This window comes from Streptomyces sp. H27-H1, from assembly GCF_026627445.1.
Classification (GTDB): Bacteria; Actinomycetota; Actinomycetes; order Streptomycetales; family Streptomycetaceae; genus Streptomyces.
On sequence record NZ_JAPNLJ010000010.1, the window covers coordinates 220156 to 234908 of the forward strand.

General features: G+C 73.7%; 12 protein-coding genes. 2 read left to right on the plus strand and 10 right to left on the minus strand.

What is annotated here, in order from left to right:
* Position 1: 1 nt before the first annotated feature.
* Positions 2-622 carry a DUF4352 domain-containing protein gene (locus tag OTB20_RS14105; protein ID WP_267817570.1) on the minus strand — a complete coding sequence of 207 codons (621 nt, stop codon included), beginning with the start codon at positions 620-622 and terminating at the stop codon, positions 2-4.
* Positions 623-817: 195 nt separating this feature from the next.
* On the opposite strand from OTB20_RS14105, the gene OTB20_RS14110 reads away from it, so the two are divergent.
* Positions 818-1264, plus strand: coding sequence for a DUF6299 family protein (locus OTB20_RS14110; RefSeq protein ID WP_267817572.1), 447 nt, complete (start codon positions 818-820; stop codon positions 1262-1264).
* A 76-nt stretch (positions 1265-1340) separates the two neighbouring features.
* Here OTB20_RS14110 and OTB20_RS14115 read toward each other — a convergent pair whose 3' ends face one another.
* The 4 genes from OTB20_RS14115 to OTB20_RS14130 form a co-directional block, all read right to left on the minus strand.
* Positions 1341-1508, minus strand: a complete 168-nt coding sequence (locus tag OTB20_RS14115; protein ID WP_267759551.1) for a hypothetical protein — start codon at positions 1506-1508, stop codon at positions 1341-1343.
* Between the two features lie 111 nt (positions 1509-1619).
* Positions 1620-4082, minus strand: a complete 2463-nt coding sequence (locus tag OTB20_RS14120) for a SpoIIE family protein phosphatase (protein WP_267817574.1) — start codon at positions 4080-4082, stop codon at positions 1620-1622.
* A gap of 12 nt (positions 4083-4094) precedes the next feature.
* Complete coding sequence (locus tag OTB20_RS14125) at positions 4095-5360, minus strand: NAD(P)-binding domain-containing protein (protein ID WP_267817575.1); 1266 nt, start codon at positions 5358-5360, stop codon at positions 4095-4097.
* Positions 5361-5499: 139 nt separating this feature from the next.
* Complete coding sequence (locus tag OTB20_RS14130) at positions 5500-6828, minus strand: ATP-grasp domain-containing protein (RefSeq protein WP_420716389.1); 1329 nt, start codon at positions 6826-6828, stop codon at positions 5500-5502.
* Between the two features lie 294 nt (positions 6829-7122).
* Here OTB20_RS14130 and OTB20_RS14135 point away from each other — a divergent pair, with 294 nt between their 5' ends.
* On the plus strand, positions 7123-8697 hold the full coding sequence (locus tag OTB20_RS14135) for a glycoside hydrolase family 26 protein (RefSeq protein WP_267817578.1): 1575 nt from the start codon (positions 7123-7125) through the stop codon (positions 8695-8697).
* Between the two features lie 68 nt (positions 8698-8765).
* Here the strand turns inward: OTB20_RS14135 and OTB20_RS14140 are convergent, their stop codons facing one another.
* The 5 genes from OTB20_RS14140 to murJ all read right to left on the minus strand — a co-directional run bounded on the left by OTB20_RS14140 (position 8766) and on the right by murJ (position 14713).
* Positions 8766-9908 carry a GNAT family N-acetyltransferase gene (locus OTB20_RS14140; protein ID WP_267759557.1) on the minus strand — a complete coding sequence of 381 codons (1143 nt, stop codon included), beginning with the start codon at positions 9906-9908 and terminating at the stop codon, positions 8766-8768.
* On the minus strand, positions 9905-10603 hold the full coding sequence (locus OTB20_RS14145; RefSeq protein ID WP_267817579.1) for a lipopolysaccharide biosynthesis protein: 699 nt from the start codon (positions 10601-10603) through the stop codon (positions 9905-9907). The genes OTB20_RS14140 and OTB20_RS14145 overlap by 4 nt, the downstream gene beginning before the upstream one ends.
* Before the next feature lie 72 nt (positions 10604-10675).
* Positions 10676-12013, minus strand: a complete 1338-nt coding sequence (locus tag OTB20_RS14150) for a glycosyltransferase (protein WP_267817581.1) — start codon at positions 12011-12013, stop codon at positions 10676-10678.
* Positions 12010-12786: a polysaccharide deacetylase family protein gene (locus OTB20_RS14155; protein ID WP_267759562.1), complete on the minus strand. Its 777-nt coding sequence runs from the start codon at positions 12784-12786 to the stop codon at positions 12010-12012. Before OTB20_RS14155 ends, OTB20_RS14150 begins: the two co-directional genes overlap by 4 nt.
* Positions 12776-14713, minus strand: a complete 1938-nt coding sequence (murJ, locus tag OTB20_RS14160; protein WP_267817608.1) for a murein biosynthesis integral membrane protein MurJ — start codon at positions 14711-14713, stop codon at positions 12776-12778. Before murJ ends, OTB20_RS14155 begins: the two co-directional genes overlap by 11 nt.
* Positions 14714-14753 lie beyond the last annotated feature (40 nt).

Genomic DNA, 14753 nt, shown 5'->3' on the forward strand with positions numbered 1-14753 from the left:
GCTAGACCGCCCAGAATCCTCCTGCGGAATTCGCCTGCATGTTCGCGTCCTGGTACTGGAGCCGTACGACGCGCGCGTTTTCCGGGATTTCGAACACCACCCATCCTTCGGCCCGCTCACCGACCGCGAGGGAATCGAAGACGAGTGGTTTGCCGGTGGTGAGCTCCCCGGTGGGCACCACCGGATGGCGCTTTCCCGCGCCGTCGAGCGCCCACATGCGCCCGAGAGCCCCGTACGAGGCCCCGCCGACATTGACGAACGACATCGAGGCGGCCACCCAGCGCTTGCCGGCCGCCGGGGCGAAGTTCTTCTCGACGCTGACCGCCGGGTCGACGTAGGCCGCCAGCACCACCTGGAGGTGGCGGCCCACCTCTCGGCCCTTGACCCGTACGGAGTCACCCACATGGGCGTCCTTGGACGCGGCTCGCGCCACCCCGTCCCGCTCCGCCGCGGGATCGTCACCGACGCCCGGCACACCGTCGTCCACCCCACCGTCGTCCACCGGTACGGCGGGAACCGCGGCCGGGGCGAGCGCGGCCCCTTCGGGGGCGTCGGAACAGGCCGTGGCACCGAACAGCAGGAGCGGGAGGAGGGCGGCCGTGGCAAGAGCGGACTGACGCATGCGGATCCCTTCGGGGATCTTCGGGGGTGTATTCCGGTCAGTCTCACGCGCCCGAGCGGGCAATTGCACACACCGACACGATCCCGCGGAACGCATTGGCCTCCATATGCCAGCACAATGCCTTCCGGATGTCGGCACAATGCCGTCCTGCGGAATTCCGCTACCCCTTGCACCCCTCGTCCAACAGGAGGAACGATGGCCGCGACCGGCCCCCGCATGGCCTTGGCCGCACTCGCCGCACTGGGCGCCACGGCGGTATTCACCGCCCCGGCGAACGCCGCGCACTACGAAAATGACATTTCCGTATCTTCGGAAGCCCATATTGCCCCCGACGGCACGATCCACCTTTCCGGTGAGTACCGCTGCACCGCCCCGTCACCCTCTGGAGCGGTTCAGATCAAGGCGACCATCGAGCAGGAGGACGTCCGCCTCGGCATCGGCGGCGGGGACGCCCAGTGCGACGGCGCGGTGCACGTCTGGTCGGCACACGGCACGCTCCGGCTCACCCCGACCGTGCACGCCGGCGGGGCGCTCGCCAAGGCCGAGCTGCAGGAGATCCGTTTCGGCAGCGGCCTGCTGCCCCGGTCGGTCGACACGGTCGCGCAGGACGCCCGCCAGGTCGAGGTGATCGACCACCGTTAGCCGCCGCCCGAAGTCCGCGAGAACGCCCCTCCGGTAGCCGCCGCTGCCGGGCCCGGGCGTCAGCGGCTCGAGGGCCTCAGCGGCACGAGGGCGCCTCGCCCGTCATCGACATGAAGGCCACCGTCTGGCATCCCGGGTCCGTATCGGGGCGCCCGGTCGACCAGTCCACCGCCGTCGCCGCCCCGGCCGCGAACAGCAGCAGCGCCAGGACGCTCGTCACCGCGCGCTTGCTCAGCCGGCGCACGGCAGCAGATTCCGCAGAAACCGTTCCATGGCGGCATCATCACCCCGCCCCCGGCGCCCCACAACTCGGCGTGGGCGTCCGGTCACGGAAAGGACCCGCGCGGGAGGCCCCTCACGGTGCGCTCCGCGCGGCTCTGCCCGCCGCGTCGAACTCGCACCACACCGCCTTGCCGTCACCCCGGGACTCCACCCCCCAATGCGTGGCCAGCGCGTCCACCAGCAGCAGCCCGCGCCCCGTGGTCGCCGACTCCCCCGGGGTCCGCCGCCGCGGCCACACGCTGGAGCGGTCCTTGACCCACAGCCGGATCCGCCGGACCGGTTCCGGCAGCACCTCCATGGTCAGCACCGCTCCGCCGTCGGTGTGCAGCAGGGCGTTGACCAGCAGCTCTCCTGCCGCCAGCTCCACGTCGTCGGCGAGCTCCGGCATGCCCCAGTCGCGCAGCGCCTGCCGCAGGGCGTAGCGGGCCTCCGAGAGCCCCTCCGGGTCGGCCTGGTGGACGTACTGGTGGATGCGCGGGGCCCGGTGGGTGCCCGGGTCGGGGGCCCGGCGCAGCACCAGCAGGGCCACGTCGTCGCCGGAGCCCCATCGCTCCCACAGCCGGTCCGAGAGGTGATCGGCGAGGGCCCCGGCCCCCTGCGGGCCGCTGCGGACCGCGTGGGCGAGGGCCTCCATGCCCTGGGTGATGGCGGTGCCGGGCTCCTCGACGAGCCCGTCGGTGCACAGCACGAGGGTCTCGCCGGGAACCAGGTCGAGCCGGGTCTCGGGGAACTCCTCCTGCTCGAAGATGGTGGCCAGCCCGAGCGGCAGGCCACCGCGCACGTTGGGCCAGCCCGTTCGCCCGTCCGTGTGCCTGATCAGCGGTCCGAGGTGGCCCGCGCGGACCGCCCGTACGCCTCCGGTCTCCAGGTCGACCTGCGCGTACATGCAGGTCGCGAACCGTTCGGTGTCCAGCTCGGCCAGGAAGCGGGAGGCGCGCGCCAGCACGGTGGAGGGCGGATGCCCCTCGCCGGCGTAGGCCCGTAGTGCGATGCGGAGCTGGCCCATGATGGCGGCGGCGTGCGTGTCGTGGCCCTGTACGTCGCCCACGACGATGCCCACGCGGTCGCGGGGCAGTGCGATCACGTCGTACCAGTCCCCGCCGACCTCGCGGCCGCTCCAGGCCGAGTGGTAGCGCACCGCGATCTCCCCGCCGGTGATCTCCGGGATCCGCCGCGGGAGCATGGCGGCCTGCAGCATGGTGGCGAACTCGCGCTCCTGGTCGAAGAGGAGCGCCCGCTGGAGGGACTGGGCGACGATACCCGCCAGGCCCAGGCACAGGTTGCGCTCCTCGGGGCTGAAATCGGTGCGCCGCCGGTAGAAGAGCACCAGCCCGCCGATGGCCTCGGCCTGCGCGATGAGCGGGAGGTAGGCGGCCGCGTCGTACTGGATCCGGCCCAGGTAGTCGGAGAGCAGCGGGAACTCGTCCGCCAGCTCCGCCAGCGAGGTGACGAAACGTGCCTTCCTGCTGAGCACCGCCTGCGACAACGGCAGCGAACCGTCCAGCCGGGTGAACTTGCGCTCGCTGAGGATCTCCAGGGACTCCCCGCTCAGTGCGATGATCTTGATGCTCCCGCCCTCGACCAGCCCCAGCGCCATCCCCTCCACGCCGAGCCGTTCCAGCGCCCCCGCGCCCGTCAGCGTGGCCGTCACGTCGTCGACCGTCACCGCTCGCGACAGGGCCTCCGTGGTCCGCTGCACGATGGTCGCCTGCTGGGCGCGGGCCGACTCCAGCTTCCGCAGGACCGTGACGTGGGCGAGCTCGGCCGTCGCGTCCCGGACGATGCCGACGATGCGCACCGGCCGCCCCTCCGCGTCCCGCAGGACCCGGCCCTGGGTGTGCGTCCACTGGTCGCGGCCGTCACGCCGCTGCACCGTGAAGTACTGGCCGTACGTCTCCTCCTCGCCGTCCAGGACGCCCTGGACGGTGTCCCTGAGCCGCGCGGCATCATCGACCGGGATCCGCACCCCGAGGCCCTCGGGGGTGTCGTCGAACTCCTCCGGGTCGAGGTCGAAGACCTCCTTCCCGGACTCGTCCATGATCAGGGTCCCGGCGCCGAGGTCCCACTCGAAGCTGCCCATGCCGTTGAGCGCGAGCCGCTCTGCGGCGCCGATGAGGGGCCGCTCGGGGCTTCCGGCGTTCCCTGGGCTCCCGGAACCCTCCGGTCTCTTGTCACGTCGCTCCGCCGCTGCCACGAGACTCACACCACCTAACGGCCGGGCCAGCACGGCTGGGAAATGAGCCGCTCCCATCTCCTCGTCAGGATGCCCCGGAAGGGTGCGTCCGGCCTCCTGCCAGCGCTTCAGGAGGGAGAGGTAGATCATCGAGGGGTCGTACGGGGCTTGCGGGTACTGGACCTGCGGGTACTGGGCCTGCGGGTACGAGTCCGGGGCGTACGGCGCGTACGGGGATTGCGCGTACGCGTCCTGCGCGTGCGGGTGCGGGGGCTCCGCCCTCGTCGTGCCGGGCTGCTCCGCACGGCTGGCCGGAATCCTCGCCCAGCCGCGGCCCTGGCCCTGTGCTCGCCCTGCGCTCATCGCGGACCCCTCTCACGCTCTGTGCCCGGCCGCCGGAGCCCGGTCGGTCCGGGGCGCACCGGTGGAACCCGTCAGCGGGCTCCGGGCCCCCAGACGCTTGCGGACTCCTGACACCAGTCTCCCCGCCGTGAAGCCGGCGCCGTGTACGAATCGCATGGAAGGGCCGAATGAGGGAGCGGTCAGCAGCCCCGCGAAGAACAGCCCCGGCCAGGAGGACTCGAACCCGGGGCTCAGCTCCGGCGTCCCGCTCTCCCCTACGGTACCCAGCGCGGCCCGCAGCCCCGCGTCGAGCAGCTCCAGCCGGGCCAGGTCCGGGGTGAAGCCGGTCGCCGCGATCACGTGCGCGGTGTCCAGTACGACGGACTCCCCGGCGGCGCTGGTCAGCCCGAGCCGGGTCCGCCCGCCCGCCGCGACCGCCCGTTGCAGGCGGTGCCCGAGCAGGACGGGGACCCGGCGCTCGAAGCGCTCCCGCAGCCACCAGGCTCCGGCCGGGCCCAGTGCGGTCGCCGCGATCCGCTCCCGGGTGGGCGCGGGCAGCCGGCGCACCGCCCAGGGCAGCTCCGACCAGGCCCAGCTGCGCCAGCCGGTGCCGAGGCCGCTGTGCGGATCGCGCAGGGCGCGCAGCGGGGGCCGGCGCAGCGGTTGCGGGACGGTGTTCCAGTTCAGCCTGGAGCGCCGGGCCACCAGGCAGGGCCGGGCCCCGTTCTCCGCGAGCAGGGCGGCCGTCTCCAGCGCCGCCTGCCCGGCGCCGAGCACGGCCACCTCGTGGCCGGCGAAGCGGGTCAGGTCTCTGTGGCCGCTGCTGTGCGAGTAGTGCGCCGCGGGCAGTTCCCGCAGCGCGCCGGGGTACCGGACGAACGGCATCACGCCCACGGCCAGCGCGACGGTCCGGGCGAGCAGCGGCGGCCCCTCGGCGGTACGGATCAGGAAACCCCCGCCCTGCGGGGTGACTTCGGTGACGGTCGCCTCCTCCACCGGGGGTGCGGCGTGCCGGGCGAACCAGAGCCCGTACGCGCTGAACGTCCCGATGGGCAGCGGAGTTCCGTGTTCGGCGGCGATCCCGCGCCCCGCGCAGTACTCGGCCAGCGTGTAACGCCCGCCGGGCGCAGACAGGTTGGAGGACCACGGCTCCGACTTGAGGTACATGCCCTCGGGCATGTGGTCCCGCCAGGAGGCCATGGGACGCCCCAGGATCCGCACCCCGAGCCCCGCGGCGGCCGCGTGGGCGGCGATCGACAGCCCGTAGGGCCCCGCTCCGACCACCACGAGGTCGTCCATCCGTGTCACCGCAGTCCCTCCAGCCTCATGGTTCGTCCACTGCCACCTGCGCACCACGACTCAACCCCCCGCCCCACCACCCCGGGGCCCGTCACCGGGGCACGGGGGCACCCCGTCCCGGGATCAGCGCATCACCGCGTCACCGCGTCACCAGCTCGTCCGGCTCCGCCGGGGCCTCCGGCGGGGCGGACCGGGGGCCGGAGCCGCCGGAGGTACCGGCCGTGGCGGACGGGGGCAGCTCCCGGCCCCGCTGACGCGGGGCGCGGACCACGGCCCGGGCCGTCCGGCGGCCCTGCGCGGGGACTCCGCGCAGGACCCGTAGACCCTTGACCGCGCCCCGCCCCAGGAAGGCGGCGAGCATCGCCACGAACGGCAACGGGTCGTCGGCCGCGAACCACGCCGCCTCCACCTGCCCCCGCTCCCGGCCCCGGCGCACGGCACCACCGGCTGTAGAGGTCCGTACGGACCGGCCGGCCTCGGCGCCCGGGCCTGTACCCGCCCCAGCACCCGCCCCGCCGGCCGGAGCCTGGGGGCGGCGCGGCAGCGAGCGGCCGCGTACCGCCGCGAGGAGGGCGTAGTTCTCCGCCACGAAGACCCGGCCCGGGCCGCCGGACGGCTCCGGGACCCGCTGGCCCGTCAGGTCCAGGTACATCGCCTGGACCACGTCCAGACCGCCCGCGTCCGTGAAGAGCCTGAACTGGGCCCCCGGGCGGGGATTGAAGTCCACCAGGCGGAAGACGCCCCGCTCGTCCCGGCGGAAGTCCAGGTCCAGGATCCCCTGGTAGCCGAGCCGTTCGGCGAGCCGCAGGCCCGCCTCCTCCACCGCCGGATCCGGCAGCCACCGCCCGACCGCCGTCAGCCCCGTCCGTACCGGCCAGGACAGCTCCTTGCGCCCCGACCCGGTGAGCAGCGGATGCCCGCCCCGGGCGAACGCGCCGTGGAAGAACCAGTCGGTGTCCGGCCCGGCCGGCAGGAACCGCTGGAGCAGCAGCCGGCTCCCCGCTTCCGCCGAGCGCTCGTACAGCCGCCGCGCCTCCGCGGCCGTGTGGAGCAGGGTGGTGCTGCGCAGTCCCGTACCCGCCGGCAGCAGCCACGGCCGGCTCCACTTGGCGATCACCGGAAGCCCCAGCCGCCACGCGGCGTCCGCCGTTTCGGCCCCGCTCGCCGGGATCACGGTCTCCGGGTGCGGTACGTCCCACCGGGCGCAGAGCCGCGACAGCTCGGCCTTGTCCGCCACCCGCGCCGGCAGGTCGTCGGGCTGATGGGGGATCCGGAAACGGTCCGTCAGCATCGGTGCGACACGTGACACGGCGATCGCGCTGAGGTCGTCCATGGCGATGAGCACGGCCGGACGGCCGATCCGTTCCGAGACCCCGGTCAGGCAGTCCAGCAGCGCCTCGGGCGCCTCGGGGTCGAGTCCGCCGAAGGGCCCGGGGTGCACGGCACGCAGGTAGCGCGAACGCCCCATGGGACCTCCCCCGGCCTCGACGACGGCATGGACCTCCACGCCCACGCGCCCAAGGGATCTGACGGCGCCGAGGGTTCCGTGGTGGAACGGATTCCGATCGAGTCTGAGCAGAACTGCGGGCACTTGGCTGGGATGCGCGTGCATGGGAACGGTGTCTTTCACCTAGTCGGACCAAGCGGGGAGGGTGCGCACGTGCGAATGGCCTAGGCGGACGTCACCTGACAGGCCATTCGTCAGATCTGATGTCTAACGTCTTCTGTAAGCACACCGATTCAGGAAAGCTCGGGAGACGCCATGCCCAGACCACCCCGCCGACTGGCGAGCACCTGCATCGGTACGGTCGCCGCCGGACTGCTCGCGACCGGGGCCGCCCTCGCTGCCCCGGAGGAGCAGAGCGCGGGGTCCGACATCGCCATGGGCGCCTACCTCGACTACGGGCCGCCGGGAGTGGCCCGGATCCCGTTCCTGTCGCACTGGCTGGGCGGCAAGGAGATCCGGGTCGGACACACCTATCTGCCCGGTGACCAGTGGGCCGGCATCGAAGGAAACGTCAGCTTCCTGGAGGACTGGGCCGAGTGGCGGCTCGCCCGGGACGACCGGATGTTCGTCCTCAACGTGCCCATGCAGGAGCGGAACGAAGCCCGGATCCCCGACTACCAGGTGGCCCAGCTGATCCGGGCCGGCGCGGACGGCCAGTACGACCGGCACTTCAAGAAGCTCGCCGAACGGCTGGTGGCGCTGGAGGTCCCGGACACGGTGATCGTGCTCGGCTGGGAGATGAACGGCACCACGTACACCCACCGCTGCGGGCCCGACCCGGAGAACTGGAAGGCGTACTGGAAGCGCATCGTCAGCACGATGCGCTCGGTCCCCGGTCAGGACTTCAAGTTCGATTTCACCCCGAACCGCGGTACGGACGCGATCGGCTGGACCAAGTGCTACCCGGGCGACGACGTGGTCGACATCGTCGGGATGGATTCGTACGACCAGGGTCCCGGCCGGAACTTCGACGAGCAGATCAGCCAGCCGTACGGGCTCCAGCAGCACGTCGACTTCGCGAAAGCACACGGCAAGGAGACCTCGTACCCGGAGTGGGGGCTGTTCCGCAACGGGGACAACCCGGAGTACGTGCGGCGCATGCTGAAGTGGATCGAGCAGCAGAAGCCGCTCTACCACACCATCACCGACTACTGCCCGCACGGCGTCTGGCAGTGCAAGCAGAACCCGGCCTCGACGAAGGTCTTCCGCGAGGCGCTGACCCCGCAGCGGCCCGACCCGGTGATCCCGACGCCGGTGATCCCGACCCCGGTGGTGCCCACGCCGGTGGTGCCCACGCCGGTGGTGCCCACGCCGGTCGTCCCGACCCCGCAGATCCCCACGCCGGAAGTTCCGACCCCGGTCGTTCCGACCCCGGTCGAGCCCAGCCCGGTCGTCCCGAGCCCGGTCGTTCCGAGCCCGGCCGTCCCGGTGCCCTCGCCCGTGGTCCCGAGCCCGGAGGTCCCGGTCGAGCCCAGCCCGGTCGAGCCCACCCCGGCCGTCCCCAGTCCGGCCGTCCCCAGTCCGCTGGTGCCCAGCCCCGTCGAGCCGAGTCCGCTGGTCCCGGCCCCCGAGGTCAGTCCGGTCGTCCCGGAGGTCCCGGCGAGCCCGAGCCCGGTCGTGCCCAAGCCGGAACCCGAGGTCCCCTCGCCGGCGCCCTCGCCGCTCGTGCCGAAGCCGGAGCCGTCCCAGCCGACGACGCCGCCGCCCGTCAACAGCAAGCAGTGGTGCGTGCCGATCAACTTCGGCGAGTGGCTCTCCAAGCTGGTCGGCAAGCAGTCGGTCTGCGTCAAGATCGACTGGGGTCAGGACACCGGCTTCTGGCCCTTCTAGCCCGCGCGACCCGCGCGACCCACGCGGCCTGTCCGGCCCGTCCAGCCCTTCGAGGCGGGAGGTTCGGGTCACCGGACCCGCAGTTCGTTGAGCCGCACCCGCCAGTCCCTGGCGGCCGGCAACGCCTCCCGCAGTGCGTCCACCGCCCGCTCGCGCCCCGTCACCTGCGACTCGTGCAGTCGCAGCAGGGGTGCGAGCGCGGCCGTGGCCATCAGGAACCGCTGATTGACCACGGTCCGCGGCCGCCAGTGGTTCTTGTACGGTTCGTTGCCGCGCAGGAAGCTGACCACCGGGCGGCCTTCGGCGAGCGCGCGGGTGGTCTCGTAGCGCAGGAGCAGCGTCGCCACGTCCACCTTCCGGTCGCGCAGATCCGGATCGGCGCCGTAGAGGTAGCCGCCGCTGAGCGCGCCCGACAGCAGCGTGAGGTTGGCGGCGACCACCTTCCCGTCGAGCCGGAACTCGGCCAGCCGGCCCTCCCCCGCCCGCACCATCCGCCGGGTGGCCCGGGTCAGGTGTTCGGCGAAGCGCGGCTTGAGGTGTTCGGGGGTCACCCCGCGCCCGCGCCACTGCTTCTCGTGCAGCCGCAGCAGGGTCCGTACGGCCCGGGGCACTTCCTGCTCGGTGACCTCGTGCTCCTCGATCCCCGCCGCGTCGGTCTTGCGGAGCTTGGCCCGCACCCGCTGGGCGCCGGAGGACGGCATCCGCTTGACCAGCTCGTCGAAGGGCATGGCCGGCAGCTCCATGCAGGTGGAGTCGGTCAGCCTGCTGCCGACCCCGGGCCAGGCCGCGTACACGGCCTCGGCGGCGGCCCCGGGCCGCACCTCGCGCAGATCGACGACCGCGCCCCGGGCAGCCCGGTGCAGACCGTTGGCCAGGGCCGGTACGACCTGGTCGGCGTGGCCGGCCGCGATCAGCACGTCGAAGTAGTCGGTGATGCCCCCGCCGAGGGGCACGAGCAGCGGCATCGGCCGGTGTACGAGCATCAGCGCGGCCGCGCCGACCAGCTCCTCCCCGCGCCGCACGAGGACGATGCGGAGCCGGCCCTCCTTGCCGTAGGACAGCCACCACGAGTGCAGCCATGCGTGGCTCTGGAACGGAGTGGCGGTGGGACAGCCGCGGACGAGCCGGTTCCACGACTCCTCCAATGCGGCGAACTGCCGGGGATCGCGGCACAGCGTCACCGACAGCAACCCGGCGGAGCCCGACGTCATCGCACGGACTCCTTCTCCTTGGCCGCGGCCGGCTCACCCTGCGCGGGCAGCGAGGCGTACTCCTCGACGGAACCCTCCGCGGTGCCCGCGACGGGACCCTCGTCACGCCGCCGGGCGGCGGGCCGGGCCAGCAGCCACAGCCCGCCCAGCAGCCCGCCCGCGCACAGGCCGACGGCCCCGCTGAGGGTGGGGGACGCGGAGGCGGGAGCGGTGGGCGCGACGGCCTGGTTGAACAGGAGCAGCTGCACACCGGTGTTCTTGGCGGCCTGGTTGCTGCTCAGCGACAGGGCGTCGGCCACGGCGTTGGCGATGTCGGCGGCCTCGCCGGCGCTCTTCGCGGTCCCGGTGATGGCGATCATCGGGGACTCGGGGGAGGTTTCCGCGCGGACCTGGGTCCGCAGCTTCTGCACGGCGATGCCGGCACGGGGCTGGGCGTACGCGAGGGTCGAACTGCTGGTGGCGATGCGCGCGTAGGCCTGCGCGAAGCCGAGGGCGGTGGCCGGCTCGGTGGTGTCGTCGGGAACCGCGACGACGTAGCTGGTGGCGGCGTACTCGGGCGCCTTGAGCACTCCGTACGCCCCGCCTGCGGCCAGCCCCAGCAGCGCGGCGGCGGGCAGCGGCCACCACGCGGGGGGCGGCAGCAGCCGTACCCGGCGCCGGTGGGTGGACTTCTTCTGGTCGGCGGTGTCGGCCATGCGCGTGCCTCTTTCCTGGTGACGGGTGGTGTGGTTCGGATCCCCGTACGGGGACCCCCTGCAGAGGTCGGATCAGCCGCTCTCGCCGGTCTCGGCGGACCCGAGGGCGGCGCTCGCCGCCGGCCCGGGAGCCGCGTCCAGCCCCGCCCGGGGGCCCCTCCCGGCGGTAGCCGGAGGAGTTTGGGGCGCGGCGGTCCGGGGGCCGGCCCCCGGCAGCGGCGCCGCACGGTCCGGCCTTGCCGCCGGCCCGGGCAGAGCCGCCGCCCCCCGGTCCTTGGCCGACGAAGCGGTCATCGCGAGGTCGTACACGTGGCGCAGCTGCGCCGCGCTCCGGGCGATGTCGTAGCGCCGCACCACGGCGGGCGGCGGCAGCCGCCGGACGCCCGCCTCCATGTGCCCCCGCAGCGCGGCGACGAGTTCCTCGGTGCCGGTGCCGATCCGCCGCGCCCCCGGGGCCTGCGCCGCGGGCAGGTCGTCGATCGCCGGGCAGGTGACGTGCAGTACGGGCAGCCCCGCGGCCAGCGCCTCGATCACCGCCAGTCCGAACGCCTCCTCCCGCGAAGGGGAGACGAAGACGTCCATCGCGGCGAGCAGCGCCGGGATCCCCGGGGTCCGCCCGTCCGTGCTGTCGCCGAGTGGATCCCGCTCCCCCAGCAGGTGGATCCGGCTCTGCGCACCGAGCTCGGCGGCGAGCCGACGCAGCGCCGCCCGCTCCGGCCCGTCCCCGGCCAGCAGCAGGTGCGCGCCCGGCAGGGCGGCCACCGCCCGCACCAGTACGTCGAACCGCTTCCCCGGCACCAGCCGGCCGACCCCGCCGACCACGAACGCCCGCTCGGGCAGTCCGGTCCGGGCCCGGGTGGTCCGCCGTACGCCCTCGTCGAAGCGGAACCGCACGGCTTCGATCCCGTTCGGCACCACGTGCACGCGCCCGGCCGGCACTCCCCATGCCTCCAGCCGGGTCGCCACCGTGTCCGATACGGCCACGGTGGCCGCGCCGAGCCGTTCGCTCGCCAGGTACAGGGCGCGGACACCGCCCGACAGTGGCCGGCCCTCGATCTCGGCCTCTCCCAGGGAGTGTTCGGTGGCCACGCTCGTCCGCACGCCCGCGAGGCGCGCCGCGAGGCGGCCGTACACGCAGGCCCGGTACAGGTGCGTGTGGACCAGGTCGTAGTGGCCGCGCCGGATGAACTTGACCAGCTTCGGCACCGCCCCCAGGTCGCGGTTGCCGCGCATCGCGAGGTTGACGACCCGGACCCCGTCCGCGCGCAGCCCCTCCGCGACCGGCCCCGGATTGGTCAGTGTCAAGACGTCGCAGCGCATCGGCATGTGCCGCAGCAGCAACCGCAGTTGCTGCTCGGCGCCGCCGACTCCGAGTCCGGTGATGACGTGCAGGACCTTCTCGGGGCTCACAGGTGCACCGCCCGCCGCAGCTCCCGCACCTGATGGCGCACCTGCTTGATCCGCAGCCGCGGGCCGCCGTCGGCCTGGCTGATGTGCGTACGGGGCATCGCGTGCGGCCCGGCGAGACGGCCGGGGTCGATGGCGCAGGCGTACCCGTATCCGGCGTCCCGGGTCGCGGCGACGACCCGCGCGTCGAGGTGCCCGTAGGGGTAGCAGAAGCCGGCGGGCAGCGACCCGGTCAGCTCCCGGATCAGCTCGCGGCTGCCGCGCAGCTCCTGCTGCAGTACGTCGTCGGGGGCGGCGGTGAGGTCCTGGTGGAGCAGCCCGTGCGAGCCGATCTCCTGCCCGGCGGCAGCGACTTCGCGGATGCCCTCGGCGGTGAGGAGGGGCTTGCGGGGGCCCAGCGGGTCCCAGACGTTGTCGACGCCGAGCCGCCCGGGAAGCACGAAGAGGGTGGCGGTGCAGTCGTAGCGGCGCAGCAGCGGCAGCGCGCGGGTCAGGAAGTCGGTGTAGCCGTCGTCGAAGGTGAGGCCGACCAGCCCGGCGCCCCGCCCGGCGGCGCGGGCCCGCAGCAGCTCACCGACGGACACCCCGCGCAGCCTCCGGGAGCGCAGCCACAGCAGCTGGGCCTCCAGCGCGCGGGGGGTGACGGTGATGCCGTACGGGTCCTCGGCGGGATCGGTGAACTCGGCGACGGAGTGGTACATCAGGACCCACGGCGAGGCGGTGCGGCGGGCGGGGACCGCGGCGGCGGGGCGCGCCGTTTCGGTGTCAGCGGACATTGCGGAACCTCTGGGTGAGCTGGGAGGTGAGGTGAGCGGTGAGCTGGGCGAGCTGTCCCGGCAGGGCGATGACCTCCAGGGCCCGTATGGCCATTCCGGTGGCTCCGAACATGGCCGGGACCAGCAGGCAGCCGAGGGCGGCGCTGACCAGCGGGTCGGGGATCATCGGCCCGGCGATCCAGCCGGTGGCGCAGGCGGCGACGGCCGCGACGGAGAGCCGGCCGATGCTGATGGCGACCCGGCGGACCTGGATGGCGATGATCCGCGAGCCGAGGCCGGTGAGGAGCAGCGCGGCGGTGGTGGAGATGCCGGCGGCGTTGGCGGCGGCGATCCCGTAGGTGCCCCACCAGCCGACGGCGAAGGCCCCGGCGACGATGTTGACGAGCAGTCCGGCGCCCATGGCGAGGGCCGGGAACCAGGTGGGCCGGTCTGTGGAGAAGAAGGGCCGGGAGAGCGCCCCGACGAGGCAGTGGCCGAGCAGGCCGAGGCCGTAGACCCGCATGACGGAGGCGGTGGCCTTGGTGTCGGTGTGGGTGAACGCCCCGCGCTCGAAGAGCACTTGGATGATCTGGGGGGCGTACCCGATGACGAGCGCGGTGCCCATGAGGACGGCGAGCGAGGCGAGCGCGAGGTCCTGCTCGACCCGCCGCCGGGCCTTCTCCCGCTCCCCGCCGGCCATGGCCCGGGCGACGACGGGGAAGGTGACGGTGCAGATCATCAGGGAGAGCACCATCGGCATCTGCGCGACTTTTTGGGCGTAGTTGAGGTGCGAGATGGCGCCGGACGGCAGCGAGGCGGCGAGGAACCGCTCGACCAGGACCTGGGACTGCCGGAACACGGCGAAGAAGACGACCGGGGCGATGACCCCGAAGGCGATCAGGGTCGGCCGGTCCCGGTCGCGCCGGCTGCGCGCGGCGCCTTTGGCGCGGGTCGGTCCGAAGCCCACGTTGCGGATGAAGGCGGGCAGTTGGACCAGGGCCATCAGCACTCCGCCGACGGCGACCCCGGCGGCGGCGGCGCGCACCCCCCACAGGGCGTGCAGGACGACCATGGTCCCGATGATCCCGACGTTGTACGAGACGTAGATGGCGGCGGGCGGCACGAAGGAGCGGTGCGCTCTGAGCGCGGCGCTGAAGTAGCCGGCGATCCCGAAGGACAGCACGGTCAGGGCGGTCATCCGGGTGCATTCGATGGCGAGCCCGGGGTCGGGCAGTCCCGGTGCGAGCACGCCCACGACGAGCGGCGCGGCGACGATGAGCACGGAGGCCACGGCGGCCAGGAGCACCACCAGCCGGGGCAGCGTGGCCCCGACGAGCAGTCGTACGGGATCCTGCGCGCGGGCCTCCTGGCGGGTGAGCCCCGCCCGGCTGGCGGCCCGGCGGGCCAGGGCGTGGCTGAACGCGGGCACCATCAGCAGGGCCATGGCGTCCTCGATGAGCAGCGTCGAGGCCATCTCGGGGACGGTCCAGGCGATGAGGAAGGCGTCGCTGTCGTGCCCGGCTCCGAAGAGGTGCGCGATGGTCTGGTCGCGGACCAGTCCGAACACCGCCCCGGCGGCGGTCAGTCCGGCGGTCACGGCGGCCGCCTTGGCCAGCGCGCCGCCACTTCCCGAACGGGTCCCGTCGCCCGGCCCCGCACCCCGCGGCGCGCCCGGTGCGGGCCCGCGCACGGAGTCCGCGCCCGCCCGGCCCTTGCCCGGCGCCCCGGCCGGTGCCGGTCCGCGCACCGCGTCGGCGCCCACCCGGTCCAGCCCCGGCCCGGACCGCCCGGTGGCCACCACTCGGCCCGCTCCGCCGTCGCCGGCCGGTACGGGAATCCCCACGTGCGCGGCGCCGCGCCCCGCGGAGAGCGGCAGCAGCGGCCAGTGCCGGCGCAGCAGATCGGCGGTGTTCGGGCGGGCCCAGGACGTCGGTGCGGCAAGGCTCATGCTCAGCTGCCCCCCAGCCGGAAACGGAAGAAGGAGGCCG

Bases quoted from the DNA above. Each gene is read 5' to 3' on its own strand.
- OTB20_RS14105 (WP_267817570.1), bottom strand. From the start codon at position 622: ATGCGTCAGTCCGCTCTTGCCACGGCCGCCCTCCTCCCGCTCCTGCTG.
- OTB20_RS14110 (WP_267817572.1), top strand. From the start codon at position 818: ATGGCCGCGACCGGCCCCCGCATGGCCTTGGCCGCACTCGCCGCACTG.
- OTB20_RS14120 (WP_267817574.1), bottom strand. From the start codon at position 4,082: ATGAGCGCAGGGCGAGCACAGGGCCAGGGCCGCGGCTGGGCGAGGATT.
- OTB20_RS14125 (WP_267817575.1), bottom strand. From the start codon at position 5,360: ATGGACGACCTCGTGGTGGTCGGAGCGGGGCCCTACGGGCTGTCGATC.
- OTB20_RS14130 (WP_420716389.1), bottom strand. From the start codon at position 6,828: ATGGGGCGTTCGCGCTACCTGCGTGCCGTGCACCCCGGGCCCTTCGGC.
- OTB20_RS14135 (WP_267817578.1), top strand. From the start codon at position 7,123: ATGCCCAGACCACCCCGCCGACTGGCGAGCACCTGCATCGGTACGGTC.
- OTB20_RS14140 (WP_267759557.1), bottom strand. From the start codon at position 9,908: ATGACGTCGGGCTCCGCCGGGTTGCTGTCGGTGACGCTGTGCCGCGAT.
- OTB20_RS14145 (WP_267817579.1), bottom strand. From the start codon at position 10,603: ATGGCCGACACCGCCGACCAGAAGAAGTCCACCCACCGGCGCCGGGTA.
- OTB20_RS14155 (WP_267759562.1), bottom strand. From the start codon at position 12,786: ATGTCCGCTGACACCGAAACGGCGCGCCCCGCCGCCGCGGTCCCCGCC.
- murJ (WP_267817608.1), bottom strand. From the start codon at position 14,713: ATGAGCCTTGCCGCACCGACGTCCTGGGCCCGCCCGAACACCGCCGAT.